Below are 26,912 nucleotides of genomic sequence, written 5' to 3'. Positions count from 1 at the left end.
ATGCTACTTATTTGTTATTTCTTTATATTCTAAGACATAACTTTGACACAAGCCCAAATAATTGACGGTCGGCATTGTACTTAAGCTATGACACATTCCCATGATCTTTGCCGCCAAACTCCCTATTTGCGCCTGGATAAACGCATCTTGGTGGCTGTTCTTCAATAAAATTTGTCGTAAAAGCAGGTATAAAACCTTAAGTGCATCAATTATTTGTTGTTCACTAATTGTTAACAAACTAGCACACAGATGACCGGACGACAAACTTTGCGCCCAATCTTTGCGAAATTGCAGCAAAACCTGATAACGGCTCGGTTGAGCACCCTCAGTAGACAAACTTTCGGCCAGCTTTAATGGGCCACCCACCACACTCAAACACCAAGTCACGTCCTCCTGGATCTGGCATTGTTGAATTAACCAGTTTTTGATCAAAGCGTTAGACGGCGCCACAAAGGAAAGTCGTTGGCAACGACTACTGATCGTCGCCATTAAACGTGCGGGCGTATCTGAATGTAACAGCAGTAAGGTGTCTTTACCCGGCTCTTCGAGGGTTTTAAGTAGCGCATTCGCGGCAGCAGAGTTAAGCCGCTCACTATGGTGAATAATCGCCACACGTCGACCACTTTGCTGCGCCGTCGCAGTGAGTCGCATACAAAGCTCACGAATTTGATCGACTTTGATTTGGTTGCCATCGGCTTCAATTTGATAGAAATCGGGATGATTCCCCGCATCGAATAATTGACACGACTTGCATAGACCACAGGCTCCCACCGCCTTAGGTTGCAGGCACATGGCGGCGCGGGCCATAAACACACTCAGCAATTCCCCACCATAGGCAGAATCTATCCCTACTAACTGAGCATGCGGTATTTGGTGAGATCGTAACTGTGTTAAAAATGCCTGCCTTGGCACATCAAGCCAAGGTAGGGTTAACACATCAAAGCCGTTATTGGCTACCATGCCATTGCCTGTAACACGGCCAAGATATCCTTATGAACCTCGGCCATGGTTTGACTCGCATCGATAACGATGATGCTGTCATCTTCACTGGCAAGTCTAAGGTAAGTTGCCCGAGCCCTCTCAAAAAAATCAATCGCTTGCTGCTCGATTCTATCGAGTTCGCCCCGCTTCGCGGCGCGTTGAAGTCCAAGCTTAGGATCGAGATCGAGATAAAGCGTCAGATCGGGCTTAAAGCCTTTTAGGGTCGCGTGACTGACGGCTTCGACTAAGGGCATCAAGCCGCGCCCTCCACCTTGGTAGGCTAAGGAGGACAAATTGTGCCTATCCCCAAGCACCCACTTTCCTTGCGCAAGGGCTGGTTTGATCACATTGGCGATCAACTGGGCTCTGGCGGCATAAATAAGTAGGCATTCGGACTCATCACACAGGGGATCGCTTGGATCGGCAATTTTCACTAAGTCGCGGATACGTTCGGCCAGTGGCGTGCCCCCCGGCTCACGGGTACAAACAGGGGCAAGACCAGTGTGCTTCTCGATAAAATCGCGAATAAGGGCGATTGCACTCGATTTACCAGCGCCTTCAAGTCCTTCAACAACGATGAATTTGGCGGATGCTTGGGTCATTTTTTCTTTCTCTGATAAATATCGACGGCGCGGTTATGCTCTTCTAAGGTACTCGAAAACACATGAGTGCCATCGTTGCGCGACACGAAATATAAGTAACTCACCTTAGCGGGTTTAGACACAGCAAGTAAGGAAGCTTTGCTGGGCGCAGCAATCGGTGTTGGCGGCAAACCGAAAATACGATAGGTGTTAAACGGCGTATCTTCGACTAAATCCTTACGGGTGATATTGCCTTTAAATCTGTCTCCCATGCCGTAAATGACTGTCGGATCCGTCTGTAATTTCATGCCAAGATTCAGTCGATTGATAAAGACACCCGCTATTTGTTCGCGCTCGAAGGCTTGACCGGTTTCCTTTTCAACAATCGAAGCCAAGATCAGCATTTGGTAAGGCGACTTTAGCGGTAAACCAGGCACACGCTCCGCCCAGGCTTTGGCGAGTTCCTGCGCCATCATTTGATAACTTTGGGTTAGCAGCACCTTGGCATCACTGTCAGCGGTGTAATGGTAAGTATCGGGGAAAAACTTGCCCTCGGGCAGTGCTGAGTCATCCCCCTGCTCCATCAATACGGCGCTAAATACTTCAGGGGTCAATTGTAAATGGGGCGCGCTGGCGAGTTGTTGCTCCCACTCGGCAATGGTTTTTCCTTCGACCAGAGTCAGACTAAAGGTTTTAACCTTACCCGCCACTAAATCATTGAGTAAATCGACAATGGTCTGTGATGGTGCCATCTCATACAGGCCGGTGCGGATTTTTGCCAGCTCAGGGCGAAACTTGAGTAACCACTTAAGTTTCCACGTTGTCTTGATCACCCCGTCAGCCTCCAACTGTGAAGCTAACTGATTTACGCTAGTGCCACGGGCGATGGTGAGTTCTTTGGGTTCAGTTAAGCCCAGTGGGGTTTGGCTGTAATCGATAATAGTCTGGTAGCCCCAATAGCCAGCCAAGCAAGCTAAGGTGAGCAAGGTCAACAGGGTTGAACTGGCGATGATAATGAGTTTTTTCATAGTGAGAGTGAAAGTGTTCGTCTAAGATCTGCAGTCAAAGGAGAACGGCTGAAGTTGTGCGAATCAATCGCCAACACATCCACGACGCCTAAGACACTGTTAGTGATAAATGCCGAGTCAAACTCCACTAAACGCTCGGCGCCAAAGGGCAAACAATCGATATTCATCTGCTGTGTAAGTAAGGCTAACATAACTTGCTCACGCATCACACCCGCGACACCGCAGAGATCAAGTGGCGGTGTGACCACTTGGTTGCCCTTAATAAAGAAGATATTAGCCATTGAAGACTCAATCACCCTACCCATACAATCCAGCACCAACCAATCCTCATATCCATCAGGCAATAGCTGGGATCGGATCAACACTTGCTCGAGGCGATTAAGGTGTTTTATCCCCGCCAGTAAAGGCTGGTGACCTAAACGCACTGGGGAGGTTTTAAGGCGAATGCCCTGCGCTTGCCAAGCGGCATAATGGGCCGGGATAGGATGAACTGAAACGACTTCGGTCGCCTGAACCTGATCAGGTGGCGCATAACCTCTGCCACCCACGCCTCGAGTGATGAGGAGTTTGATGCAGTGGTGTGGATACTGCAAGGCTAAAGTAACGAGCTGCTCGGCAAGGGCTGGACTCATCTGCCAGTCAAACCCTAGTCTAGCGGCACCTGCGGTTAATCTCGCTTGGTGGGCCTCGAAAAACAGAATCCCCTCAACACCCGTTCGCATGGTTGCAAATAGGCCATCACCGTAGGCAAGTCCCCTGTCCATAGGTGCAATGCTTGCCTGTGATACCCCATTAACCCAAATCAAGGGTTAGTCCTGACTGATACGGCTAGCCACCGCTTCTTGCTGATCTTTGTATTTGGCACTCTTGCGAGTGTTATAGGGGCGTGCAACTGCATGATTTAAGCGTTCAAAATTAAGCGCGCCTATGGTCATACGTGGACGCAGTGCCAAAGGTAACTTGCCGCTGTTGTAAAATTCGAGCACGATTTTACCCTGCCAACCCGGGTCGATACGGTGCGCCGTCACGTGCACCATTAAACCTAAACGGGCCAGTGATGAGCGGCCATCGAGCCAGCCGACGATATCGGCGGGCAGCGTTACGCTCTCATAGGTCACGGCTAACGCCAGTTCACCGGGATGTAGGAAGAAGGCTTCGCCATCGGGGATTTCGATAATTTCACTCATCACTCGATCGAGCGCCGCCTGCACTTCAACACTCGGACCACTCAAGTCAATAAAAGGCGCGGTATGATCCTTAAAGACGCGAAATTGCCCACCTAAGCGCACATCCACACTGACGCCAGAAATCGCATCTGTGCTTGGGCGAGGTTCTATAACGATAGTGCCGTTATCAAGGGCCTGTTCAATTTCGATATCGGTTAAGCGCATCTTGCCTTTTACTCCCTGAGTTTTTATGTCGTTATTTTGCCAGTAGATGTTGAATACGAGTCTTTAAAATATCGGTCGCGATACGGTTTTTACCACCGCGCGGCACGATAATATCAGCGTATTGTTTTGACGGTTCAATAAATTGCAGGAACATAGGACGTACGGTTTTCTTGTACTGTGAAATCACTGAGTCCATAGTGCGGCCACGTTCGGCCACATCACGGGTTAAACGGCGTAGGAAACAAATGTCCAGCGGCGTATCCATAAACACGCTGGCATCCATCAATGCACGCAATTTAGGATCGGTCAGCAGCAGAATGCCCTCTAAAATGATCACTTTTTTAGGTGTCATTGTCACGGTTTCAGCCGTACGAGTATGTTCGGTATAGCTATAACAAGGGATATCAACAGCTTCGCCAGACTTAAGCAACTGTAAATGGGTACATAGCAGTTGGTGGTCCAACGCTTTTGGATGATCGTAATTGGTTAATACCCGTTCATCCATGGATAAATGACTCTGATCGCGGTAGTACGCATCTTCATTAATTACCCCTATTTGATCTGTGCCTAAATCGCGGCGTAATTCGTCAAAAATCGTTTTGGCAATTAAACTTTTGCCCGATGCTGACGCGCCAGCAATTGCAATAATGACACACTGCTGAGAATTCATACCCTTAAACCTTACTCGTCATCTGATACGCTAATAGAAACTGTTTTTTGGCTCTGTTTAAGTGCCAATTCGGCGCCCACTTTACGGGCTATTTCCCGGTAAAGCGCCGCGACTTCACTGTCGGGGTCGGCTACCACTGTCGGTGCACCGACATCCATGGCTTCACGGATATTGATGTGCAGCGGCAAGGCGCCTAACAGTGGAACTTGATAACGCTCGGCGATTTTACTGCCACCGTGCGTACCAAAGGGGTGTTCTTTATGGCCACACTCTGGGCATAAATGGAAACTCATATTCTCGACGATACCCAGCACAGGAATGTTCACTTTCTGGAACATAGTGATGCCTTTTTTAGCATCGGCTAGGGCGATATCCTGTGGTGTCGTGACAATGACCGCGCCGCTCACCGGCACTTTTTGTGACAGGGTTAATTGAATATCCCCAGTGCCCGGTGGCATATCGACCACTAAATAATCCAGCTCTGGCCATTGGGTTTCATTGAGCAGCTGCGCTAACGCGCCCGCGGCCATTGGTCCGCGCCACACCGCCGCTTCATCACCACTTAACATAAAGCCTATCGACTGGGCGGCAATACCATGGGCACTGGCGGCGGTCATATGCTTACCATCGGGGGAAACGGGTCTGAAGTTGGGGATGCCCAGCATTAAGGGAACGGACGGGCCATAAATATCGGCATCTAAGATCCCAACCTGCGCGCCTTCTGCGGCGAGTGCTAAGGCAAGGTTAACCGCCGTGGTCGATTTACCCACGCCGCCCTTACCGGACGCCACGGCTATCACTTGCTTCACATTGGCAATCGGTGCGATAGAAGATAACGCTGAGTACACTTTAGGCTGAAAATCGATTTCACATTCGACTTCATCGATAGCATCGAGTACCGCTAACTTGTTGGTCAGCGCCATCACAGTATCACGATATTGGGTCATACAAGGGTATGGATAGACTAAACCAAGCTGCAAACGCTTACCTTCTATTGCCAATTTATTCACGCATCCTGCGCTCACTAACCCGTTACCTAAATACGGGTCGATATATGCATCGAGAATAGCCAGAACAGGCCCGAGAAGATCGTCATTTAAACGATAATCAGTTTGAGTTGAAGACAAAAGCATTACCCCCACCAATAAATTTGCCCAAGTGTACCAGATAATGACAAAAACATTAGCGCAGATTTAGCTCAATTGACTCAGGTTTTGATGAAAATCATCCTGTAATCGGTTAGTATCTCTACCAATATTTTTGGCCCACCACGATATTTGAGACAAGATGGCAACTTCACAACGTAAAATTCTCGTGACCAGCGCACTTCCCTACGCGAACGGACCGATCCATTTAGGTCACATGCTGGAATACATACAGACGGATATCTGGTCGCGTTATCAAAAGCTGCGTGGACATGAGTGCCACTATATTTGTGCCGATGACGCCCACGGTACGCCGATCATGCTCAAGGCGCAGCAATTAGGCATAGCGCCTGAAGAGATGATCGCTCAAGTGAACAAAGAGCATCAGCAGGATTTCGCCGACTTTAATATTGCCTTCGATAACTATCACAGCACCCACAGTGATGAAAACCGCGTGCTGGCGAGTGATATTTACTTAAAACTGCGTGCTAACGGCTATATCAAGAGCAAGAGCATTTCTCAGCTTTTTGACCCTGAAAAATCGATGTTCCTGCCAGACCGCTTCGTTAAAGGCACTTGCCCTAAGTGTAAATCGCCCGATCAATACGGCGATAACTGCGATGCCTGCGGTGCAACTTACAGCCCAACCGAACTGATTAACCCAAAATCAGCAGTATCTGGCGCTACGCCAGTGATGAAAGACACTGAGCACTTCTTCTTCGACCTGCCAGCCTTCGAAGGCATGCTAAAAGAGTGGACGCGCTCGGGCGCCCTGCAAGTCGAAATGGCCAACAAACTCGACGAATGGTTCGAACAAGGTCTGCAGCAATGGGACATCACCCGTGATGCACCTTACTTTGGTTTCGAAATCCCCGATGCACCGGGCAAGTATTTCTACGTGTGGCTAGATGCGCCTATCGGTTATATGGGTTCGTTCAAAAACCTGTGTGACAAACGCCCCGAGCTAAGCTTCGATGAATTTTGGGCCAAGGATTCTACCGCCGAGGTTTACCACTTTATCGGTAAAGACATAGTCTACTTCCACAGCCTGTTCTGGCCTGCCATGCTGCACGGCTCAGGTTATCGCCAACCAAACAGTGTCTATGCCCACGGTTATGTAACGGTCAATGGCGCTAAGATGTCGAAATCTAAGGGCACCTTTATCAAGGCACGCACCTATTTAGATCATTTAGATCCTGAATATTTACGTTACTACTACGCCGCCAAACTCAGCAGCCGTATCGACGATTTAGATTTAAATCTGGAAGATTTCGCCCAGCGCGTAAACTCGGACTTAGTCGGTAAGCTAGTGAACTTAGCCTCGCGCACCGCAGGCTTTATCACTAAACGTTTCGATGGCAAGCTCGCGAAAATTGCCGATACCACGCTGACCGAGGCGTTTTTAGCCAAGCAAGAGCAAATCGCCGAGTTTTATGAAACCCGCGAATACGGTAAAGCGATGCGTGAAATCATGGCGCTGGCGGATATTGCCAACGGTTTTGTGGCCGATGCTGCGCCTTGGCAAATGGTGAAACACGACGATCAACAGGAAGCGGCCCACCAAGTGTGCTCGAATGCTCTGAACCTGTTCCGCATTCTGGTGACTTACTTAAAACCCGTGCTGCCACGTTTGGCACAGGACGTTGAAACCTTCTTCCAACAGACGTTAACTTGGGATGCCTTAGGCCAAGATATGGCGGGACACGAAATTGCGCCATTTAAAGCCATGATGCAACGTGTTGAGCTGGATAAAGTCAACGCTATGGTGGCCGACTCTAAGGAGAATCTGCAGGCCACGGCCGAGCCAGAATCAGCAAAAGGCCCATTAGCGACCGATCCAATTAGCGACACCATCAGTTATGACGATTTCGCTAAAATCGACCTGCGTATCGCGCGTATCGTCAAAGCCGAACATGTGGCCGAAGCCGACAAACTGTTAAAACTGCAATTGGATATCGGCGGCGAAACCCGTCAGGTATTTGCAGGCATTAAATCGGCCTACTCGCCTGAGGATCTCGAAGGTAAGCTGACCGTGATGGTTGCCAACCTTGCACCGCGTAAGATGCGTTTTGGCATGTCAGAGGGCATGGTACTGGCAGCTGGCCCTGGTGGTAGCGATTTGTGGATTCTAGAACCCCATGAAGGCGCACAGCCTGGTATGCGGGTGAAGTAATCTGCAATCCGTTGGACTCTGTTCGACAAGTCATTAGGGCCGCATTCAATGCGGCCTTAATTTATGGTGCAAAGTCTAAAACTGGCACGCTTTAAAGTGCATCCATTGGGGAGAAGTTATGGGAAATATCATTGAGCAGTTGTTGTTTTCTGCCTCGATAACCGGTCCTATCTGTTTGATGTTAGCCTTAGGCGTCATGCTTAAACGCACCCAAGTGATTGATGAGCACTTTATTGATGTTGCCTCTAAGCTGGTTTTTAATGTCACCTTGCCCGCGCTGTTGTTTCTCAGCATCATCAGCTCAAATCACGATCTTACCGCCAGCGCCCCCTTAATAGGCTATGGTTTACTGGCCAATCTGCTGTTTTTTATCCTCTCCACCTTCGCGACGAAACGATTGTTCCCCGAGCAAAAAGATCAAGGCGTGATCATTCAGGGGGGATTTAGGGCTAATACCGCCATTATCGGCTTAGCCTATGTGTCTAATGCCTATGGCGAATCGGGCGTTGCCTTGGCCGCAGTCTACGTGGCGTCGATGACGCTACTCTATAATATTCAAGCCGTGATTTGCTTAAGCCCACGGGACGAGGGATCCAGCCGCCGCGCGTTTGCGGTGATCATTAAGACCATCACTAAAAACCCGCTGATCATTGCCATTATCCTTGGCATGCTATGTTATCTGCTCGCGATCCCCGTGCCGAAAATGGTGCTCGACGCTGGCCAGTACTTTGCCAATATGACCCTGCCACTTGCGTTACTCTGCACTGGCGGCTCGCTCGATATTGGTTCACTCAAACATGAAAAGTATTCAACTTGGTTCTCGACCGCCTTAAAACTGATCTTTGCCCCGCTGTTTATCACCGGAGGTGCCTTGCTACTAGGTTATCGAGGAATGGAATTAGCATTGGTATTTTTAATGAGTTCAGCGCCCACCGCGGCCGCAAGCTATGTGATGGCGCGCGCCATGGGGGGTAATGCAACTCTCGCGGCCAATATTATCGCCCTCACCACAGTCTGCTCACTGTTCACTTGCACCTTAGGTATTTTTATACTGTCCACTTTGGGGCTGATCTAGTTGCAGCTAATCTGCAGCATTATTAGGATCAATTGTTGAGATCCCCAGGGGAACAGGTTTTAAGTGAGTTAGACCGGGTTAGTGATATCCACAAAATGATGCACTAAGTTAAACTCACGGGCGAGATGACGGCCTAGGGCTTCAATGCCAAAACGCTCCGTCGCATGGTGCCCCGCCGCAAAATAATGTATGCCCTGCTCTACCGCACTGTGGAAGGTCCGCTCGGACACTTCACCACTGATAAACGCATCGACACCCAGGCTTGCCGCCATATCGATATAGTCCTGCGCACCGCCAGTGCACCAAGCTAAATGTTGGATCTGCGCCACACTGTCCCCAATATGCAGAGGGGCTCTGCCTAACGCCTTCTCAAGGGTACTGGCAAATTCGCTGGCACTGACAGGAAGATCGAGTTTGCCACGCCACAGCAAGCCCTGAGCCAGCTCTTCGATGGCTTCGGCATCGACTATCCCCAGTTGTCTTGCCAAGGTTGCGTTATTACCGAGCATGGGGTGGGCATCTAAGGGTAAATGATAACCAAATAAGCTAATATCGTGGGCGAGTAACGCCTTAATACGACGCTGTTTCATCCCAGTGATGACCTCGGGTTCATTCTTCCAAAAAAAACCGTGGTGAACCAAAATCGCATCGGCGTTTAAGCGGACAGCCTCATCAATTAAAGCTTGGCAAGCCGTCACCCCTGTAACAATCGTGTGGATATCATCCTTGCCTTCTACCTGTAAGCCATTGGGTGCGTAATCTTTAAAGGCCGACACATGTAAAAAATCGGCTAAATATTGGGCTAGTTCTGTCCGTGTCATTCCATCACCGTTTAATTTTTTATGTAAAGGAGTCCATCTTGCTGGCTTACATGGCTAAGTCAATACGCACGCCACCTTGAAGGTACACAACCCGCACCCTATCACCGGCATTAAATACCATGCCAGCATCATAGTCTTGGATCACCATGACTTGGGTACCATCTTCTTGATTGATCAACAATTCTACTAACTTTAAGGATTGTGTTGTCGTCCCACTGCCATAACGATTTCCCACACCAGCGCCAATTAAGGCACCGAGAACCGTAGCAACATCTTGGCCCGAGCCACCACCAAATTGATGGCCAATGACACCACCGACTAACGCACCACCGAAGGTTTTCCAACCTTGGTTTCTATCTTCAATGAGCTGGGTTTCGGTGATATTACGCACCGAACTGATATCACCATAGAGCACTTTCTCCACGGGCACGGCTTGGTTGCGATCATAACCCGCATGCAGTGGTGCAATGAAAAAAGCACAAATAAACATAAAGCTCGCTAGAGTAGGTTTCCACATATCTGAATTTCCGCTAACTTAATAGAAGGGTTTATTACTGAATCATACGCAATTGTGAAGTCACTGTCTTTTCTGAATCGCGAATTTGACGCTTTTCCTTCACCCGAACTCGCTTTAACCGATCCTAATGGATTGCTGGCGATAGGGGGAGACTTACGCCCAGATCGTTTACTGACGGCATACTATAACGGGATTTTCCCTTGGTTTAATGCAGACGATCCTATTCTGTGGTGGTCACCGGATCCCCGTGCCGTATTTGTACTCGGTCAAGTGCATATCAGCACAAGTCTGCGTAAGCATTTCAAAAAACAACCCTGGCGGATCACGATCAATCACGCCTTTACCGATGTGATGGCAGGATGTGCACAGCCTCGCTCAAAACAGAGTGGCACTTGGATAACCCATGAGATCCAAATGGCGTACCGCGAGCTTCACCATAATGGCCACGCCCATTCTATCGAAGTTTGGCAGGGTGAACGCTTAATCGGCGGTCTTTATGGCTTAGCCATAGGCCAAGTATTCTGTGGTGAGTCTATGTTTCACCGTCAAACCAATGCCTCCAAGGCTGCAATGGCCGCATTGCAACAACATCTATTGAAAATGGGCTTTAAGTTAATTGATGCACAGGTCATGAATCCACATTTAGAAAGTTTAGGGGCACAAGCGATTAAACGTGCCGATTTTATGGCATTGCTGGCAAAATTGAGAGATAAAGACGTCAATCCAGAGGCTTGGGTCCCCAGAGAGGTCAATCTTGAACTCTAACGCCAGTAAAACCCCCATTGCGATTGGGATCAGCCAGATTTTCCCCTGCAGTTACCTCGATGGTCAACAGGAACAATTATTGGTGATCCAAGAGGATACGCTCGATCCGATTTTATTCGAGCGTTTATTGGCCATAGGTTTTCGCCGCAGTGGTAGCGCCATTTATAAACCCCGTTGTCCTCGATGTAACGCATGCCAACCCATTCGTTTGCCCGTCAGGGAATTTACAGTATCTAAGAGGCAAAAACGCACTCTAGCTCAGAATCGCGATTTAACTTGGCGTATCACCTCCAGCCATACGGATGCACAATACGCCCTCTACGAGCGTTATATTCAGCAGCGACACTTTGACGGCCCTATGTATCCTCCAAGCCAAGAGCAATATGAGCAGTTTTTATTTTGTCACTGGTTACCTCCCACTTTTATTGAAGTCTACGATGGTGACAAACTTTTAGCCGTTGCTGTAACAGACACTCTACCCAATAGCCTATCGGCCATTTACAGCTATTTCGATCCCGATGAAGAACATCGCTCCCTCGGTGCGTTGCTGATTTTGATCCAGTGCCGCTTGGCCAAATTGCAGGGCAAAGAATTCCTTTATCTCGGATATCAAATAGATGCAAACCGTAAAATGGCCTACAAGCGTTTATACCGCCCTTATCAAATTTTAACGCCCCAGGGTTGGGAGTATTGCCAAGTTAGCTAAGCACTTCCCCTTTACAGCAGGGTGAATTTGGGGCATGATACGCCCGTTTTTTATATTCGAAGGCTAATGGGATAATTAATTAATGGCGAAAGAAGACAACATTGAAATGCAAGGCACTATCCTTGAAACCTTGCCAAACACAATGTTTCGTGTAGAGCTTGAAAATGGTCATGTGGTGATAGCCCACATTTCAGGCAAAATGCGCAAAAACTACATCCGGATCCTCACTGGTGACAAAGTAACTGTCCAGCTGACTCCCTATGATCTGACCAAAGGTCGTATTGTCTTCCGCGCACGCTGATATAGCCTCATATAGTTAAAAACCCGGCAAGGCCGGGTTTTTTTGTTGGCGAAAGATAAGAAAAATGGCTGCAATTGCAGCCATTTTCATATCTAAAAACCTTAGATAATCATGCACTAGACTTTCGTCGTGGTTTTTTCATGACGTTCGGCGCGGATCACTATCTCGCCTTCTTTCACATCGACATGGGCAACCCCACCCGCTTCTAAAGCCCCAAATAAGATCTCGTCTGCCAATGGGCGCTTGATCAATTCGGTGACCACCCTTGCCATAGGGCGCGCCCCCATGTTCTTATCGTAACCTTTCTCGGCCAATAGGGTTCTGGCTTCATCGCTAACTTCCAAAATGACATGCTTCGCATCCAGCTGCGCCTGCAATTCCACTAAGAATTTATCGACCACTTTGGCAATGATGGTCATATCCAAATGGTTGAACCATACGATGGAATCGAGACGATTACGAAACTCCGGCGAAAATACCCGGTTAATTTCAGATAATGCGTCCTGGGTATGATCTTGCTGGGTAAAGCCAATCGACTTACGAATGGTCTCCTGCACACCCGCGTTCGTCGTCATCACTAGTGTTACGTGTCTGAAGTCCGCCTTACGGCCATTGTTATCGGTCAAGGTGCCGTGATCCATCACCTGTAGCAACAGGTTATAGACATCGGGGTGAGCCTTTTCGATTTCATCTAACAGTACGACACAATGGGGGTTTTTAATCACGGCATCGGTGAGTAAGCCTCCTTGGTCATAACCCACATAACCAGGAGGCGCACCAATCAAACGGGATACCGTATGGCTCTCCATGTACTCAGACATGTCAAAGCGCACCAGTTTCATCCCTAAACAACTTGCCAGTTGATTGGTGACTTCGGTCTTACCCACACCGGTGGGACCGGCGAATAAGAAGCTACCCACAGGCTTTTTATCTGTGCCTAAACCACTACGGGATAAGCGAATAGCAGAACTGAGACTCTCAATGGCCTTATCTTGGCCAAAGACCACCATCTTAAGATTACGCTCCAGATTACGCAGCAAGTCTTTGTCAGTGGCGGAAACGGATTTCTCAGGAATTCGTGCCATTTTAGCAACGATAGCTTCGATTTCTGCCTGACCTATGGTCTTTTTCCGCTTACTCTGTGGCAACATGGCCATGCGAGCGCCCGCTTCGTCGATCACATCGATGGCTTTATCGGGTAAATGCCTATCGTTGATGTGCTTAGCCGATAATACTGCCGCGCTGCTAATCGCCGCCTGAGTATAACGAACGCCATGATATTCTTCGTATTTAGATTTAAGTCCCATCAAAATCTTAGTGGTCTCTTCCACCGAAGGCTCATTGATATCCACCTTTTGGAAGCGACGAGCTAAGGCACGGTCTTTCTCAAAAATACTTTGATATTCTTGGAAAGTCGTCGAGCCCATACAACGCAAATTGCCACTGGATAACAAAGGTTTCAGCAAGTTGGATGCATCCATCACACCGCCAGACGCAGCGCCAGCACCGATAATGGTATGGATCTCATCGATAAACAAAATCGCATGCTTATCTGCGGATAATTCTTTTAGCAGGCTTTTAAAACGCTTCTCAAAATCACCGCGGTATTTCGTACCCGCAAGCAATGCGCCTAAGTCGAGAGAGTAAACCGTCGCTTCGGCCATCACATCGGGCACTTGGTTATTCACGATACGGTAGGCAAGGCCCTCTGCAATCGCGGTTTTACCCACCCCCGCCTCGCCCACCAATAGCGGATTATTTTTACGGCGACGACACAGGGTTTGAATAGCACGCTCAATTTCCTGATCGCGGCCAATCAGTGGGTCGATGATCCCTTGCTTAGCAAGTTGATTTAAGTTGGCCGCAAATTGCGACAGCATGCTGCGTTCTTCACTAGCTTCACTGTGATCTTCAATACGTTCCTGATCTTGATGTGACTCAGCGTCATCATTCTTGGCGAAACCATGGGAAATAAAATTCACGACATCGAGACGACTAATATCGCAACGACGTAGCAGATACACGGCTTGGGATTCTTGCTCACTGAAAATGGCGACTAACACATTAGCGCCGTTCACTTCATTGCGACCCGATGACTGCACATGGAATACCGCGCGCTGCAGCACTCGCTGAAATCCGAGCGTTGGCTGGGTTTCTTTATCATCGTCGATATCGGCAATAATTGGGGTAGTTTGTTGGATAAAGCTTGCCACTTCATCCCTGAGTTTGTCTAAGTTCGCCCCACAGGCGATTAGTGCTTCTTGAGCCGCAGGATTGTCGATAAGAGCCAATAACAGATGTTCTACTGTCATATACTCGTGACGCGCATCTCTGGCTTGCTGAAACGCCAGATTTAAGGTGACTTCCAGATCTTTGTTCAGCATAAGCACCCCCAAAATGAACAACGGACTACAGAGTTAAGCAGATTCATGCTTTCTCTAACGAACACAGTAACGGATGTTGGTTTTGTCTTGCAAATTGATTTACTTGTATCACCTTAGTTTCTGCAATGCCAAAAGGAAAAATACCGCAAATCCCCTTTCCCTTGTGATGGATAGTCAACATGATATCGGTCGCTTCTTGCTCATTTTTGCGAAAGAAAACTTGCAATACTTCAATCACAAAATCCATTGGCGTGTAATCGTCATTATTGAGGATCACCTTGTACATAGAAGGTGGCATTAACTCAGATTTCACACGCTCTTCAACGTGTTCAACATTTCCTGTCTTACCCATTTTTTAATACTAGCCTCTCGTGTTGGCCTCTTCCAATTGATATGTTCAAATTAATCAGTTGTTACCCCTTTGTTAATTTTAGCTTGACTTCCGCTTTTACTCCTTACATTCTGTTGTGCAGACGGTGAAAGAAACCCGTCTATACAAGTTTTACTATCTTACTGGTAAGTAGACAACAGAAGGAAGTGGAAGTATGGCAAGCGGAACTGTTAAATGGTTCAACAACGCCAAAGGATTCGGGTTTATTTGCCCTGATCAAGGTGGTGAGGACGTTTTTGCACACTATTCTACCATTGAAATGGAAGGCTATCGAACTCTAAAAGCAGGCCAACCCGTTCAATTTGAAGTAGAAGCCGGTCCAAAAGGGATGCACGCTTCAGCCATTTCACCAACAAAATAACGTTTGGTGAGGCCAATGATCAAAAAGGCAGGGACTTGTCCCTGCCTTTTTATTATAAAAAAAATCAATCACCTGGTACTTTGATAGACATAAAAAAGATCTGCATTGCAGATCCTTTTCGCTATCTCAGGGTTAACTTAACGAATTAAGCAATCAAGAGTTTGTTCAAGGTTTCACTTGGGCGCATAGCTTTTTCAGCTTTAGCCGCGTCTAGGCGATAGTAACCGCCTAAATCGACCGGTGCACCTTGTGCCGTTGCTAATTCAGCCACAATCACTTGCTCATTTGCCGCCAGCGCATGTGCTAATGGAATGAAGTGAGCTTGCAACTGTGCATCTTTGGTTTGCGCCGCTAAGGCTTGGGCCCAGTACATGGCTAAGTAGAAATGGCTGCCACGGTTATCTAACTCACCGACTCTTCTTGATGGCGATTTGTTGCTATCTAAGAATTGGCCAATGGCTTGATCTAAGGTATCTGCTAACACTTGGGCTTTTGGATTACCCACGGTTTGGCTTAAGTGCTCAAGAGACGCCGCCAGAGCCAAGAATTCACCCAGTGAATCCCAACGTAAGTGACCTTCTTTCTCAACCTGTTGCACGTGCTTAGGTGCACTACCGCCCGCACCGGTTTCAAATAGACCGCCACCGTTCATTAACGGCACGATTGACAACATCTTAGCACTGGTACCCAGCTCAAGAATTGGGAACAAGTCAGTCAGGTAGTCACGTAAAACGTTACCTGTAACTGAAATCGTATCTTTGCCTTCTTTGATGCGAGCTAAAGAGAAACGCGTCGCCTCTTCTGGAGACATGATGCTGATATCTAAGCCATTAGTGTCATGCTCTGGCAGATACTGCTGCACTTTAGCAATGATTTGCGCATCGTGGGCACGTTTGCTATCTAACCAGAATACCGCGGGTGTATTGCTTAAACGGGCGCGGCGCACAGCCAGCTTGACCCAATCACGGATAGGTGCGTCTTTAACTTGGCACATTCTCCAAATATCGCCCGCTTCTACGTTATGGCTCATCAATACCTTACCGCTGGCATCGACCACGTTAACCACACCGTCAGCAGGCATTTCAAAGGTCTTGTCATGGCTGCCATATTCTTCGGCTTTTTGCGCCATCAAGCCCACGTTTGGCACGCTGCCCATGGTTTTAGGATCGAAAGCGCCATGCTCTTTACAGAAGGCAATCGTTTCTTGGTAAATACCGGCATAGCAACGATCTGGGATCATGGCTTTAGTATCATGTAATTGACCGTCTGGTCCCCACATTTGGCCAGATGAACGGATCGCAGCAGGCATAGACGCATCGATAATGATGTCGCTTGGCACGTGTAAGTTGGTGATACCTTTGTCAGAATCGACCATAGCCAATGCGGGACGCACGGCGTAAACGGCGGCGATATCGGCTTCGACTTCGGCGCGGCTATCGGCAGGTAGAGTCGCTATTTTGGCATAAACATCACCAAAACCGTTGTTCACATCTACGCCTAATTCAGCGAAAAGCGCCGCATGCTTGTCAAATACTGGCTTGAAGAATACCTTCACAGCGTGACCAAACATAATAGGATCAGACACTTTCATCATAGTGGCTTTCAGATGCAGCGATAACAGCACATCTTCTGCTTTGGCGTTTTCGATCTCACGCTCATAGAAGCTCACTAGGGCTTTTTTACTTAATACCGAGGCATCGATGATTTCGCCAGCCAGCAACTTAAGACCGGATTTAAGCACCACTTCTTGGCCATCTTTTTGTGTCAGCACGATATTCACGCTGTCCGCAGCAGATAGCGTCACAGACAATTCGCTACCGTAGAAATCGCCTTCGGTCATATGGGCAACATGTGACTTAGAATCAGTAGCCCACTTGCCCATTGAATGCGGGTTTTTCTTGGCGAAGTTTTTCACCGATAATGGGGCGCGGCGGTCCGAGTTACCTTCACGCAGCACTGGATTTACCGCACTGCCTTTGATCTTGTCGTAACGCGTTCTGATTGACTTTTCAGCGTCGGTTTTTGGCTCATCCGGATAGTGAGGGATGTCGTAACCTTTTTGCTGCAGTTCTGCGATACAGGCTTTTAACTGTGGGATCGAAGCACTGATATTCGGTAACTTGATGATATTGGCTTCTGGCTGATTTGCCAGCTCGCCAAGTTCAGCGAGATGATCGCCAATTTTTTGCGCGTCGGTCAGCTTCTCAGGGAAACTGGCAATAATACGGCCCGATAACGAGATATCACGGGTTTCAACCGCAACACCTGCGGCGTCGGTAAAGGTTCTGATAATAGGTAAGAGTGAGAGAGTGGCCAGTGCTGGCGCTTCGTCGGTTTCAGTGTAAATAATTGTTGATGAGTTATCTTTCATGTTACATCCTACATTATTGTAAAATTTAATATTTTTTATAATAATTTTATTGCATGGCGAACAAGTCTTGGCACAATGAAATCATCAATCAAGGCAGTTACTCACCCATCAATACCAGATTTATTCCATTATCCATCGGCCATTCGCATCCGCCAATGCGGTAAAACGACTCATTAAAACCTAATAAACAAATAGGCGCAGATCACATTTTAGGCCGACATCATAGAGCATTCACAGTAATATTCAAATTCCACTAAGGGCGAATGCCAAGTACACTGTGTAAACATTAACGATACAATCAAGTCAGGTCAGCGTGTCTCAGCCTCCCGTTAGCAAAAGCATGAACAAAAACAAGTTTCCACCTAAACGCGCCAATCCCAGCACCAGTTCTCCAACCCAAAGCGCGCGTAGACCCGCAAACAAAGGCCCAGCTAACAAATCTGCCATCGAAGGTAAGGTTCCATTAGCCCGTAATGCCAATGGCAGTTTAAAGAAAGAACCCTTTAAAAATCCCAACCGCCGAGCGATTGCGGCGGCAAAACCCGTACATAGCCAAACACTTGCCCCCATTATTGTGCTGTTTAACAAACCCTTCGATGTACTTTGCCAATTTACCGATGAACAAGGTCGCAAGACCCTAAAAGACTATATTCCCATTGCTGATGTCTATGCCGCAGGCCGCTTAGACAGAGACAGTGAGGGCTTGTTACTGCTGACCAATGACGGTCAATTACAGGCCAGGCTGACGGAACCGAAAAAGAAAACCTTTAAAACCTATTGGGTACAAGTAGAAGGCATTCCGACGGAAGATGCACTGGCGAAACTGCGCCAAGGTGTTGAATTAAATGATGGTATGACGCTGCCAGCCAAAGTCAAAATCATGGATGAGCCGAATGTTTGGCCACGCAATCCACCGGTGAGAGAGCGCAAAAATATCCCAACGACTTGGCTAGAAATCCAGATCCATGAAGGTCGCAACCGCCAAGTGAGGCGTATGACCGCCCATATAGGTTATCCGACCTTAAGATTAATCCGTTATAAAATAGGCCAATGGAGTCTAGATAATTTGCCATCGGGCGAGCATAAATGCATCCGTCTCGGTGATGAAGTCTAAATTTCAGCCAAGTTTCTGCGCTCAACGCCACTATAAAGTGGCACCCTGTCCACCCAAAGGAGGTTTCATGAGTCAACGATATAAACCCAATGTGACCGTCGCTTGTATTATTCATGCAACTTCACAGGATAAGTATCTGCTAGTGGAAGAGTGGATTGATGGCGAGCAGCGCTTTAACCAGCCAGCGGGTCACTTAGAAGCGAATGAAAGCTTAACCCAAGCCTGTGAGCGCGAAGTGCTTGAGGAAACGGGGTTATCACTCAAACCCCATGGGCTCGTCGGCATCTATCAATTCAGTGCCAGCGAAGAGCTAGCCTTTGTGCGCTTTACCTTCTTCGTGCAGCTAGATGATATGCCCTCACCCGCGCCGCAGGACGATGCCATCCATGCAGCTCATTGGTTGGACTTTGAGCAAATCGAAGCCAAACAATCTTTGCTGCGTAGTCCCTTAGTCCTCGACTGCCTCAGAGACTATCGCCATCATCTGCAACAGGGATCGGCTTATCCCCTAGACTTACTCAATAGTGATCGTCTCACGATAGCCCCAAAGAGCAAGGCGTGATAGAATACGCCGCCGCGTAAATCCGCAATACATTAGCTTAGTTAAGGTAAACCTGCATTAACCTGATGCTAAGAGATTGCGCTGTTATTCGCGCCTTTTACAGGCTCGCCTAACGGGGATAAATCGTTTACGCAATACACAGATTTTAAGCTAGGCCATGCGATTACTTGGGTGATACAGAACTCCCCACAAAAAGTGCCTAGCCAACATATACTCAATGGTTTTTAGGATCTATGACATCAATCGAACCCACTCATACAGGAAAAAAAGTCATTGTCGGCATGTCCGGCGGTGTAGATTCATCCGTTTCAGCCTATTTGCTTATGCAGCAGGGCTATCAGGTTGAAGGCCTTTTCATGAAGAACTGGGAAGAAGATGACAACAACGAGTACTGCGCCGCCGCTGAAGATTTAAAAGATGCCCAAGCCGTGTGCGACAAGCTCGGGATCAAGCTACACACAGTCAACTTTGCAGCCGAATATTGGGACAATGTATTTGAGTATTTCCTCGCCGAATACAAAGCCGGCCGCACGCCCAATCCCGATATTATGTGTAACAAAGAAATCAAATTTAAGGCATTTTTAGAATTTGCCGATGAAATCCTCGACGCCGATTACATCGCCATGGGCCACTATGTGCGCCGCCGCGACAATAGCGATGGCAGCACACAAATGCTCCGTGGCGTCGATGGCAATAAAGACCAAAGTTATTTCCTCTACACCCTTAGCCACGAGCAAGTGGCCCGTAGCCTCTTCCCCGTCGGTGAGCTTGAAAAACATCAGGTACGTGAAATCGCAAAAGAAATGGGCTTAATCACCCATGATAAAAAAGACAGTACTGGCATCTGCTTTATCGGTGAGCGCAAGTTCACTGAATTCTTGGGTAATTATTTACCCGCCCAACCTGGCAATATCGAAACTCCAGAGGGCGAAGTGATAGGTACCCACCAGGGGCTGATGTACCACACTCTAGGCCAACGTAAGGGCCTAGGGATTGGTGGAATGAAAAACAGCAATGACGATCCTTGGTATGTAGTCGATAAAGATCTTGAGCGTAACGTATTGATCGTAGGTCAAGGCGGACACCATCCTCGTTTGATGTCGACGGGCATGACAGTTAACCAACTGCACTGGGTGGATAGAATCGGACCTGTCGATGGTTGTCATATCACAGTGAAAACCCGCTATCGCCAGCAAGATGTGCCCTGCACGCTAACGTACAGCGATGAAAATACCTTAAGGGTTATATTTGATGAACCCGTTGCGGCGGTGACGCCAGGGCAATCTGCGGTATTTTATGAGGGTGAAGTCTGCCTAGGTGGCGGCATCATCGATCAATTAATACGAGGATAAAGCGTGAGCGATCAGCTAGTTAACCGTACTATGGCATTTGCAGGCATACTGCAGGCCATAGCCCAAGTGCAACATTTGGCGCGTCAGGGTGAGAGCGATAATACCGAGCTCGCGGCGAGTTTAAATACCATACTGGTCACCAATCCTGACAATACTGCCGATGTCTATCAAGATAAAGCCGCACTGAGTAAGGGTTACAAACTGATCCTCAATCAGCTCGGTGACAGTAGCCAAAAAGATGTTGAAATCACTCGTTATCTTGTCGGTATCTTAGCCCTCGAACGCAAGCTGGTACGCTCTAACAGCGGTTTAGGCATGTTGGCCGAACGCATTAATCAAGTACATCGCCAGCTACATCATTTTGCGATCACCGATGAGCAAGTGATTGCCAATCTTGCCAGCATTTACAGCGACATCATCAGTAATTTAGGGCCAAAAATCCAAATATCAGGCAATCCAGTGTGTTTGCAACGCCCTATCGTACAACAAAAAATTCGCGCTCTGCTGCTTGCAGCCATGCGCAGCGCTGTACTGTGGCGCCAACTAGGCGGTAAGCGTCGACACTTAGTCTTCGCCCGCAAAGCCATAGTCGATACAGCCAAGAAAAGTCTTACCCTATAATAAAATTAGCGTTCATCAAGGAGCTTCACATGGATCTTTCCGCACTAACTGCTATCTCTCCGGTAGACGGTCGTTATGGTAGTAAAACCGCGTCATTGAGAGGGATTTTCAGCGAGTTCGGTCTTACCAAGTACCGTGTTCAGGTTGAAATCAATTGGCTAAAACTGTTAGCCGATTGCCCAGAAATCATCGAAGTACCGCCGCTAAGCGCGTCTGCTATCGCCGTACTCGATGGCATTAAAGACAATTTCAACGAACAAGATGCGCTGCGTGTTAAGGCTATCGAAAGCACCACTAACCACGATGTGAAAGCGGTTGAATACTTCATCAAAGAAAAAATCGCGGGCAATAGCGAATTAGCCGCAGTGGGTGAGTTTGTTCACTTTGCCTGTACTTCTGAAGATATCAACAACTTAAGCCACGGTTTAATGTTGACTGAAGCCCGTGAGCAGGTATTACTGCCCTACTGCAACGAGTTGCTGACTGCGATTAAAAAGCTGGCGATTGAATATCGCTCTGTGCCATTAATGTCACGCACCCATGGCCAACCCGCGTCACCCTCTACGCTCGGTAAAGAGATGGCGAACGTGGCGATGCGTCTTGAGCGTCAAATCAAACAAATCGCCAATGTTGAAATCATGGGCAAACTGAACGGTGCCGTCGGTAACTACAATGCTCACCTGTCAGCCTACCCTGAAGTTAACTGGCATGAATTGTCGGAGCGTTTTGTGACTAGCCTAGGCCTGCACTGGAATGCCTACACGACGCAAATCGAGCCACACGATTACATTGCCGAGCTGTTTGATGCGGTTGCCCGTTTCAACACTGTGCTGATTGACTTTGACCGTGACATTTGGGGTTACATCGCACTAGGTCACTTCAAACAACGCACGATCGCCGGTGAAATCGGTTCATCGACTATGCCGCACAAAGTTAACCCTATCGATTTTGAAAACTCTGAGGGTAACTTAGGTATCGCTAACGCGCTGATGCAACATTTAGCCTCTAAGCTGCCGTTATCAAGATGGCAACGTGACTTAACTGACTCAACCGTACTGCGTAACTTAGGCGTCGGTATTGCCCATGCGTTGATCGCTTATCAAGCAACTTTAAAAGGTATCAGCAAGTTAGAAGTTAACGAAGCGCACCTGCGTGATGAGTTAGATCACAACTGGGAAGTATTAGCAGAACCAGTACAAACGGTAATGCGTCGTTATGGCATTGAAAAACCATACGAAAAATTAAAAGAACTGACGCGCGGTAAACGTATCGATGCGCAGCAACTGTCAGTGTTTATTGACGGACTTGAATTACCAGACTCAGTGAAAGCTGAACTGAAGAAAATGACGCCAGCCAATTACATTGGTCGTGCCGAAGCGTTTGTCGACGAACTGAAGTAAGCTATTCATTTAAATTGGCTATTAACCCCAATTAGTTATTAACTGAAATTGGCGACAGATAAAACTCTTTCTTAAACAGAAATAAGGATTAAGGCGACCCACATCACCGCGATGTGGTCGCCTTTTTTAACGCTATGTATACACTCAATCTCGATATCGCCCAGTTTCTTAGTGAATACTGGCAAAAGAAACCTCTGCTGATCAAAAATGCCTTTCCGCAGTTTGAAGATCCGATCAGTGCCGATGAATTAGCAGGCCTTGCCTGTGAGGAAGAAATCTCTTCGCGTATCGTCGTCACTAAGGATGATAACTGGGAAGTGGTTCAAGGCCCGTTTGAAGATTATGACAACTATGGCGAAACCCATTGGCAGTTGTTAGTGCAAGCGGTCAACCATTGGTATCCCGATTCGCAGCCATTCGTCGATGCTTTTCGCTTCTTACCTGACTGGCGCTTCGATGACTTGATGGCCTCATTTGCGACCCCAAGCGGCGGCGTAGGTCCGCACGTCGATAACTACGATGTGTTTATCATTCAAGGCGAAGGTGAGCGTCGCTGGACCGTCGGTGACAATACTCCGCAACAACGCCGTGGTGGCAATCCCAACTCGCCGCTGGTTGAAGACTTCACCTCAATTATCGATGTAGTGTTAGAAAAAGGCGATATGCTTTATATTCCACCTGGTTTCCCACACTGCGGTGAAACATTAACTATAGCAATGAGTTACTCGATTGGTTTCCGCGCCCCAAGCCAGCAAGAACTGGTCAGTGAAGTCGCCGACTATTTACTTGATAAAAACTTGGGGCAACAGCGTTTCACTTCCATTTCTGAGCCTGATGCACCCGGTGTGATCAGCCAAGAACACCAACTTGGGCTGATGGATTTACTCACACAACTGAGCCAAGATCCGAATAATTACCAAATCGTTTTAGGTAAATTACTTAGTCAAAATCGTTTTGAATTAGATATTTGTGAAGGCGAAGAAGCCTACACAGAAGCGGATCTGCAAGATGCCTTCGACCAAGGTGCGGGCATAAATCGTATCGGTGGCTTAAAAGTATTGCGCCTCGAAAATGACACAAACAGCAGATTGTTCATCAATGGCGAAGTCTACGAACTGCCAAACACCCCAGAAGAGGTACTGGCGATACTCAGCGACAACGTCAGCTTATCCTCTGATATTGCATCGACACTCTGCCAAAACGACGAAGTACAGAGCCTGCTGTTAACCTTGATCAATCAAGGGCTATGCTATCTCGCTGATACTGAAGCTTAGTTCATTAACAGTTTGATAAAAGAAAGGCACTCCATCGAGTGCCTTTCTTATTTATCTATCCTAAAGCGTACCGACAAAATGCAATAATAACTTAGGCATTCCACAGTTTATCGTCGTTATGCATACGGTATAAACTCTCTGCACGCGATACCAGCAACTGTGCAAACTTTGCCTGAGTCGCATCACGGGTGGCACCCGAACGCACTAAATTTTCTGCCTGCATTTGCCACATCATAGAGAAATGACGCACGGCATCACGGGCCGTTGCGGCTACTTTCACATCGACAAAATCCGAGGGTAAATCACCTGACATCACCCAATAGGTTTTATTGCTTGGACGTTTAGATTCCATTTTCCAAATGGCCATATAAGGTGCAAGGTAGCGGCTCTCATCGGCCAACACTTTGCTTGGGATAACCCCCTTCTCGGCAAGGAAACGATTCGCTTTTTGAAATTGAGTTCTGACCCACTCTTGGCGCAGTTTTTCCAATTCTTCTGCAGATAACCTTGGTTGAGCTTGGTCGACAGCTTGTTCAGTCATACTTCCGTCCTATCTTATTGTTATAACGCGGCTCTCATTCTTAGGATGAGTGTGCGGTCCCTACTATTCACAGATTTGGTATCCAATTCCATCCTTTTTTCACCGTAAAGCTTACGTTTACGTAAAGTGGAAAGCTAGATTGCCACAAATAATCTATTTATTCGGTCATTATGCATGGTTGAGAGTATCGCTAAATGCTATGGTTCTGCAATAAATATAACAAGCAGTCGATGGGAGTTTGCCCCATCGGCTTTTTCATTGTGTATAGCGGAGAACTTCACGTGGCTGTATTTAATCATGTATCCTTTGACGAACATGAACAGGTCGTATTCTGTCATGATAAAGAAAGTGGCTTAAGAGCCATTGTCGCCATCCATAATACGAATTTAGGCCCTGCTGTGGGTGGATGTCGTATGTGGAACTATCAATCGGACGACGAAGCGCTGACAGACGTATTACGCCTTTCCCGTGGTATGACCTACAAAAACGCATTGGCAGGCCTCACCATGGGTGGTGGTAAATCAGTGATTATTGCCGATCCTAAAAGACCGGATCGTGAAGCCCTCTTCCGTGCCTTTGGTCGTTTCATCAATAGCCTCGGCGGCCGTTATTACTCCGCTGAAGACGTAGGCACCACCACTGCTGATATTATGATCGCCCATGAAGAAACCCCTTATATGGCGGGTCTAGAAGGCAAGAGTGGCGATCCATCTCCCTTCACAGCCCTTGGTACCTATTTAGGTATCAAAGCTGCGGTTAAACATAAACTCGGTTTAGATAGCCTCAAAGGCCTTAAAATCGCCGTTCAAGGTGTCGGTCACGTAGGTTATTATCTGTGCAAACACTTGCATGAAGAAGGCGCAGAGCTGATTGTGACTGACATTCATCAAGCCTCCTTAGATAAAGTTGCCACGGATTTTGGTGCGATTATCGTCGCACCACAGGACATCTACTCCCAAGATGTGGATGTGTACGCTCCCTGTGCCCTTGGTGCAACCTTAAACGATGCAACCTTACCGCAACTGAAGGCGAAAATTGTCGCCGGCTGTGCCAACAATCAATTAGCCGAAGTACGCCACGGTGAGCAACTGAAAGACATGGGCATACTGTACGCGCCAGATTATGTGATCAACGCAGGCGGTATTATCAACGTGTCGTTCGAAAAAGATTATGACGCGGCGAAATCGGAAGCTAAGGTCAGAGAAATCTATCACACGCTACTGAAGATTTTTGCACAGGCCGATGAACAAAATCGCACTACTGGCGCTGTTGCCGATGAAATGGCCCGTGCCATTTACCAAGGTGCAAAAGCCTAATTAAGCTTTTAGGCGGGCAACCAACACTGGTTGTTCGCCTTTTTCCCCTTCCCTCCTCGTCAAAAATAAATCCTCCTTAATACCAATCAGATACCTAAACGACACGTAAAATTCACTATTCTGTAGTGGAAAACGGTAACCTACTCTGCTTGAATTAATCACTCGTCGGTCAGTGGAGGAATGACACATGGTCAGTTTCAAATATGAGCTGAATCAAGACTCGGTTGAGTTGCAGGCCAGTGATTGGTTTGGTTTAGAGCGGGTATTTATCAACGGACAAATGGTGTCACGTAAGCTCAATTTTGGTCAAAACAGTGAGCACAGCATCAAACTGAACGATGGCAATCAATGTCGTTTTAAGTTGTTTATCGACCCCCAAACCGATGAATTAACCTGTCGGATTTACAAGCATAATCAATTGATCACTAGCTTAAAACAGGGGAAGGAAAGCCTAGTTCAGCGTCAACGTATGCTACAACAGGGATTACTGTTTGGCTCGAGTTTAGTGTTATTGCTTATATTACTGCCCTTTTAGGCCCACAACACACTCTGTTTAGTACAGTTAGTCATATTCATCTACTGATAAACGGTTGATTTTGTTGAGCAGTTTGATAAATTGTGAGCGCTCATCCTCATTCAGATTAGAGAGAAACTTTTCGTTGACCCGCTCAGCCTCTCGGATCAAATCCTGCTCTAAGGCTTTGGCCTCATCGGTCAAAAATATTTGAAAAGCACGGCGATTGTCTGACTCTTGGTGACGGGTGATAAATCCTTGTACCTGTAATTGGTCAAGCAAGCGCGTCATAGTGTAGTTTGCGACATCACAACGTTTTGATAATTCGGTTTGAGTGATGCCCTCTTCCTGCCAAAGGGCGAACAACACAGGCCACAACTTAATATCGAGTTGATAGCGTTTAAGTTGCAGATCGAGCTCATTTTGCAGCTCAAGATTTAAGTGGGAAACAAGATAGCCTAAGCTTTCATAACGGTTCAAACAGCACCTCCGAAAACAGCGGTTTTAGACCCATCTAACCTGACACTCACCCGAGATCCATGCTAAGCGTCATTTTT

At 47.5% G+C, this 26,912-nt stretch carries 28 protein-coding genes; 14 read left to right on the top strand and 14 right to left on the bottom strand.

All coding sequences use genetic code 11. From position 1 onward, the window contains the following. Positions 1 to 3: 3 nt before the first annotated feature. Genes holB through apbC form a run of 7 tightly spaced genes read right to left on the bottom strand, consistent with a single transcriptional unit; the run spans position 4 to position 5,778 of the window. Positions 4 to 960 carry a DNA polymerase III subunit delta' gene (holB, locus tag COW15_RS01495; protein ID WP_293629088.1) on the bottom strand — a complete coding sequence of 319 codons (957 nt, stop codon included), beginning with the start codon at positions 958 to 960 and terminating at the stop codon, positions 4 to 6. Next, positions 954 to 1,583: a dTMP kinase gene (tmk, locus tag COW15_RS01490; RefSeq protein ID WP_293629087.1), complete on the bottom strand. Its 630-nt coding sequence runs from the start codon at positions 1,581 to 1,583 to the stop codon at positions 954 to 956. Before tmk ends, holB begins: the two co-directional genes overlap by 7 nt. Next, positions 1,580 to 2,590 carry an endolytic transglycosylase MltG gene (gene mltG, locus COW15_RS01485; RefSeq protein ID WP_293629086.1) on the bottom strand — a complete coding sequence of 337 codons (1,011 nt, stop codon included), beginning with the start codon at positions 2,588 to 2,590 and terminating at the stop codon, positions 1,580 to 1,582. Before mltG ends, tmk begins: the two co-directional genes overlap by 4 nt. After that, positions 2,587 to 3,396, bottom strand: coding sequence for an aminodeoxychorismate lyase (pabC, locus tag COW15_RS01480; protein WP_293629084.1), 810 nt, complete (start codon positions 3,394 to 3,396; stop codon positions 2,587 to 2,589). The genes mltG and pabC overlap by 4 nt, the downstream gene beginning before the upstream one ends. Before the next feature lie 3 nt (positions 3,397 to 3,399). Further along, complete coding sequence (dcd, locus tag COW15_RS01475; protein ID WP_007648611.1) at positions 3,400 to 3,981, bottom strand: dCTP deaminase; 582 nt, start codon at positions 3,979 to 3,981, stop codon at positions 3,400 to 3,402. A 31-nt stretch (positions 3,982 to 4,012) separates the two neighbouring features. After that, positions 4,013 to 4,651, bottom strand: a complete 639-nt coding sequence (gene udk / locus COW15_RS01470; protein WP_293629078.1) for a uridine kinase — start codon at positions 4,649 to 4,651, stop codon at positions 4,013 to 4,015. A gap of 11 nt (positions 4,652 to 4,662) precedes the next feature. Continuing rightward, positions 4,663 to 5,778 carry an iron-sulfur cluster carrier protein ApbC gene (gene apbC, locus COW15_RS01465; protein ID WP_293629148.1) on the bottom strand — a complete coding sequence of 372 codons (1,116 nt, stop codon included), beginning with the start codon at positions 5,776 to 5,778 and terminating at the stop codon, positions 4,663 to 4,665. Between the two features lie 160 nt (positions 5,779 to 5,938). On the opposite strand from apbC, the gene metG reads away from it, so the two are divergent. Together metG and COW15_RS01455 are read left to right on the top strand one after the other, a co-directional pair. After that, positions 5,939 to 7,969 (top strand): methionine--tRNA ligase, encoded by a 2,031-nt coding sequence (metG, locus tag COW15_RS01460; RefSeq protein ID WP_293629077.1) that lies wholly within the window; start codon positions 5,939 to 5,941, stop codon positions 7,967 to 7,969. Positions 7,970 to 8,087: 118 nt separating this feature from the next. After that, positions 8,088 to 9,044 carry an AEC family transporter gene (locus COW15_RS01455; RefSeq protein WP_293629076.1) on the top strand — a complete coding sequence of 319 codons (957 nt, stop codon included), beginning with the start codon at positions 8,088 to 8,090 and terminating at the stop codon, positions 9,042 to 9,044. Positions 9,045 to 9,112: 68 nt separating this feature from the next. On the opposite strand, the gene COW15_RS01450 is transcribed toward COW15_RS01455, so the two are convergent. After that, the gene (locus COW15_RS01450; RefSeq protein ID WP_293629075.1) at positions 9,113 to 9,865 is read right to left on the bottom strand and encodes a Nif3-like dinuclear metal center hexameric protein; all 753 of its coding nucleotides are present in this window, start codon (positions 9,863 to 9,865) and stop codon (positions 9,113 to 9,115) included. 46 nt (positions 9,866 to 9,911) lie between these two features. Then, complete coding sequence (locus COW15_RS01445; RefSeq protein ID WP_293629074.1) at positions 9,912 to 10,382, bottom strand: glycine zipper 2TM domain-containing protein; 471 nt, start codon at positions 10,380 to 10,382, stop codon at positions 9,912 to 9,914. A 54-nt stretch (positions 10,383 to 10,436) separates the two neighbouring features. Here COW15_RS01445 and aat point away from each other — a divergent pair, with 54 nt between their 5' ends. From aat to infA, 3 genes are all read left to right on the top strand, one after another. Beyond that, positions 10,437 to 11,147, top strand: a complete 711-nt coding sequence (gene aat, locus COW15_RS01440) for a leucyl/phenylalanyl-tRNA--protein transferase (protein ID WP_293629073.1) — start codon at positions 10,437 to 10,439, stop codon at positions 11,145 to 11,147. Further along, complete coding sequence (locus COW15_RS01435) at positions 11,137 to 11,853, top strand: arginyltransferase (RefSeq protein WP_293629071.1); 717 nt, start codon at positions 11,137 to 11,139, stop codon at positions 11,851 to 11,853. Before aat ends, COW15_RS01435 begins: the two co-directional genes overlap by 11 nt. A gap of 82 nt (positions 11,854 to 11,935) precedes the next feature. Next, on the top strand, positions 11,936 to 12,154 hold the full coding sequence (gene infA, locus COW15_RS01430; RefSeq protein WP_006081934.1) for a translation initiation factor IF-1: 219 nt from the start codon (positions 11,936 to 11,938) through the stop codon (positions 12,152 to 12,154). A gap of 116 nt (positions 12,155 to 12,270) precedes the next feature. On the opposite strand, the gene clpA is transcribed toward infA, so the two are convergent. Both clpA and clpS read right to left on the bottom strand, forming a co-directional pair. Then, positions 12,271 to 14,538, bottom strand: coding sequence for an ATP-dependent Clp protease ATP-binding subunit ClpA (gene clpA / locus COW15_RS01425; RefSeq protein ID WP_293629028.1), 2,268 nt, complete (start codon positions 14,536 to 14,538; stop codon positions 12,271 to 12,273). Between the two features lie 43 nt (positions 14,539 to 14,581). Continuing rightward, positions 14,582 to 14,890: an ATP-dependent Clp protease adapter ClpS gene (gene clpS / locus COW15_RS01420; protein WP_293629027.1), complete on the bottom strand. Its 309-nt coding sequence runs from the start codon at positions 14,888 to 14,890 to the stop codon at positions 14,582 to 14,584. Positions 14,891 to 15,083: 193 nt separating this feature from the next. Between clpS and cspD the strand changes: the two genes are divergently transcribed. Further along, entirely contained in the window at positions 15,084 to 15,290 is a 207-nt protein-coding gene (gene cspD / locus COW15_RS01415; RefSeq protein WP_006081937.1) for a cold shock domain-containing protein CspD, read from the top strand. Positions 15,291 to 15,435: 145 nt separating this feature from the next. Here cspD and COW15_RS01410 read toward each other — a convergent pair whose 3' ends face one another. Beyond that, positions 15,436 to 17,661, bottom strand: a complete 2,226-nt coding sequence (locus COW15_RS01410) for an NADP-dependent isocitrate dehydrogenase (protein WP_293629006.1) — start codon at positions 17,659 to 17,661, stop codon at positions 15,436 to 15,438. Positions 17,662 to 18,001: 340 nt separating this feature from the next. On the opposite strand from COW15_RS01410, the gene rluE reads away from it, so the two are divergent. The 6 genes from rluE to COW15_RS01380 all read left to right on the top strand — a co-directional run bounded on the left by rluE (position 18,002) and on the right by COW15_RS01380 (position 23,984). Then, positions 18,002 to 18,775, top strand: coding sequence for a 23S rRNA pseudouridine(2457) synthase RluE (gene rluE / locus COW15_RS01405; protein WP_293629005.1), 774 nt, complete (start codon positions 18,002 to 18,004; stop codon positions 18,773 to 18,775). Between the two features lie 67 nt (positions 18,776 to 18,842). Next, positions 18,843 to 19,337, top strand: a complete 495-nt coding sequence (locus tag COW15_RS01400) for an NUDIX hydrolase (RefSeq protein ID WP_293629004.1) — start codon at positions 18,843 to 18,845, stop codon at positions 19,335 to 19,337. Between the two features lie 233 nt (positions 19,338 to 19,570). Further along, positions 19,571 to 20,689: a tRNA 2-thiouridine(34) synthase MnmA gene (mnmA, locus tag COW15_RS01395; protein ID WP_293629003.1), complete on the top strand. Its 1,119-nt coding sequence runs from the start codon at positions 19,571 to 19,573 to the stop codon at positions 20,687 to 20,689. 3 nt (positions 20,690 to 20,692) lie between these two features. Next, entirely contained in the window at positions 20,693 to 21,310 is a 618-nt protein-coding gene (gene hflD, locus COW15_RS01390) for a high frequency lysogenization protein HflD (protein WP_293629002.1), read from the top strand. Between the two features lie 29 nt (positions 21,311 to 21,339). After that, positions 21,340 to 22,710 (top strand): adenylosuccinate lyase, encoded by a 1,371-nt coding sequence (purB, locus tag COW15_RS01385; RefSeq protein ID WP_293629001.1) that lies wholly within the window; start codon positions 21,340 to 21,342, stop codon positions 22,708 to 22,710. 134 nt (positions 22,711 to 22,844) lie between these two features. Next, entirely contained in the window at positions 22,845 to 23,984 is a 1,140-nt protein-coding gene (locus COW15_RS01380; protein WP_293629000.1) for a cupin domain-containing protein, read from the top strand. Positions 23,985 to 24,075: 91 nt separating this feature from the next. Here COW15_RS01380 and COW15_RS01375 read toward each other — a convergent pair whose 3' ends face one another. After that, positions 24,076 to 24,525 carry a DUF4826 family protein gene (locus tag COW15_RS01375; protein WP_293628999.1) on the bottom strand — a complete coding sequence of 150 codons (450 nt, stop codon included), beginning with the start codon at positions 24,523 to 24,525 and terminating at the stop codon, positions 24,076 to 24,078. 281 nt (positions 24,526 to 24,806) lie between these two features. Here COW15_RS01375 and COW15_RS01370 point away from each other — a divergent pair, with 281 nt between their 5' ends. Both COW15_RS01370 and COW15_RS01365 read left to right on the top strand, forming a co-directional pair. Beyond that, on the top strand, positions 24,807 to 25,841 hold the full coding sequence (locus COW15_RS01370) for a Glu/Leu/Phe/Val dehydrogenase dimerization domain-containing protein (RefSeq protein WP_293628998.1): 1,035 nt from the start codon (positions 24,807 to 24,809) through the stop codon (positions 25,839 to 25,841). A gap of 187 nt (positions 25,842 to 26,028) precedes the next feature. After that, positions 26,029 to 26,376 (top strand): hypothetical protein, encoded by a 348-nt coding sequence (locus COW15_RS01365; RefSeq protein ID WP_293628996.1) that lies wholly within the window; start codon positions 26,029 to 26,031, stop codon positions 26,374 to 26,376. Between the two features lie 27 nt (positions 26,377 to 26,403). Here COW15_RS01365 and COW15_RS01360 read toward each other — a convergent pair whose 3' ends face one another. Beyond that, the gene (locus COW15_RS01360; protein ID WP_198780182.1) at positions 26,404 to 26,835 is read right to left on the bottom strand and encodes a MarR family transcriptional regulator; all 432 of its coding nucleotides are present in this window, start codon (positions 26,833 to 26,835) and stop codon (positions 26,404 to 26,406) included. Between the last annotated feature and the right edge of the window lie 77 nt (positions 26,836 to 26,912).

The organism is Shewanella sp. CG12_big_fil_rev_8_21_14_0_65_47_15, from assembly GCF_002783505.1.
GTDB lineage: Bacteria > Pseudomonadota > Gammaproteobacteria > Enterobacterales > Shewanellaceae > Shewanella.
The sequence above is the reverse complement of the archived record's forward strand: the minus strand, read 5'-3'. Positions and strand labels throughout refer to the sequence as shown.

Bases quoted from the DNA above. Each gene is read 5' to 3' on its own strand.
- COW15_RS01375 (WP_293628999.1), bottom strand. From the start codon at position 24,525: ATGACTGAACAAGCTGTCGACCAAGCTCAACCAAGGTTATCTGCAGAA.
- rluE (WP_293629005.1), top strand. From the start codon at position 18,002: ATGAACAAAAACAAGTTTCCACCTAAACGCGCCAATCCCAGCACCAGT.
- udk (WP_293629078.1), bottom strand. From the start codon at position 4,651: ATGAATTCTCAGCAGTGTGTCATTATTGCAATTGCTGGCGCGTCAGCA.
- mltG (WP_293629086.1), bottom strand. From the start codon at position 2,590: ATGAAAAAACTCATTATCATCGCCAGTTCAACCCTGTTGACCTTGCTC.
- COW15_RS01445 (WP_293629074.1), bottom strand. From the start codon at position 10,382: ATGTGGAAACCTACTCTAGCGAGCTTTATGTTTATTTGTGCTTTTTTC.
- metG (WP_293629077.1), top strand. From the start codon at position 5,939: ATGGCAACTTCACAACGTAAAATTCTCGTGACCAGCGCACTTCCCTAC.
- holB (WP_293629088.1), bottom strand. From the start codon at position 960: ATGGTAGCCAATAACGGCTTTGATGTGTTAACCCTACCTTGGCTTGAT.
- clpA (WP_293629028.1), bottom strand. From the start codon at position 14,538: ATGCTGAACAAAGATCTGGAAGTCACCTTAAATCTGGCGTTTCAGCAA.
- COW15_RS01455 (WP_293629076.1), top strand. From the start codon at position 8,088: ATGGGAAATATCATTGAGCAGTTGTTGTTTTCTGCCTCGATAACCGGT.
- cspD (WP_006081937.1), top strand. From the start codon at position 15,084: ATGGCAAGCGGAACTGTTAAATGGTTCAACAACGCCAAAGGATTCGGG.
- mnmA (WP_293629003.1), top strand. From the start codon at position 19,571: ATGACATCAATCGAACCCACTCATACAGGAAAAAAAGTCATTGTCGGC.
- infA (WP_006081934.1), top strand. From the start codon at position 11,936: ATGGCGAAAGAAGACAACATTGAAATGCAAGGCACTATCCTTGAAACC.
- dcd (WP_007648611.1), bottom strand. From the start codon at position 3,981: ATGCGCTTAACCGATATCGAAATTGAACAGGCCCTTGATAACGGCACT.
- clpS (WP_293629027.1), bottom strand. From the start codon at position 14,890: ATGGGTAAGACAGGAAATGTTGAACACGTTGAAGAGCGTGTGAAATCT.
- COW15_RS01410 (WP_293629006.1), bottom strand. From the start codon at position 17,661: ATGAAAGATAACTCATCAACAATTATTTACACTGAAACCGACGAAGCG.
- COW15_RS01365 (WP_293628996.1), top strand. From the start codon at position 26,029: ATGGTCAGTTTCAAATATGAGCTGAATCAAGACTCGGTTGAGTTGCAG.
- tmk (WP_293629087.1), bottom strand. From the start codon at position 1,583: ATGACCCAAGCATCCGCCAAATTCATCGTTGTTGAAGGACTTGAAGGC.
- COW15_RS01380 (WP_293629000.1), top strand. From the start codon at position 22,845: ATGTATACACTCAATCTCGATATCGCCCAGTTTCTTAGTGAATACTGG.
- purB (WP_293629001.1), top strand. From the start codon at position 21,340: ATGGATCTTTCCGCACTAACTGCTATCTCTCCGGTAGACGGTCGTTAT.
- COW15_RS01450 (WP_293629075.1), bottom strand. From the start codon at position 9,865: ATGACACGGACAGAACTAGCCCAATATTTAGCCGATTTTTTACATGTG.
- COW15_RS01400 (WP_293629004.1), top strand. From the start codon at position 18,843: ATGAGTCAACGATATAAACCCAATGTGACCGTCGCTTGTATTATTCAT.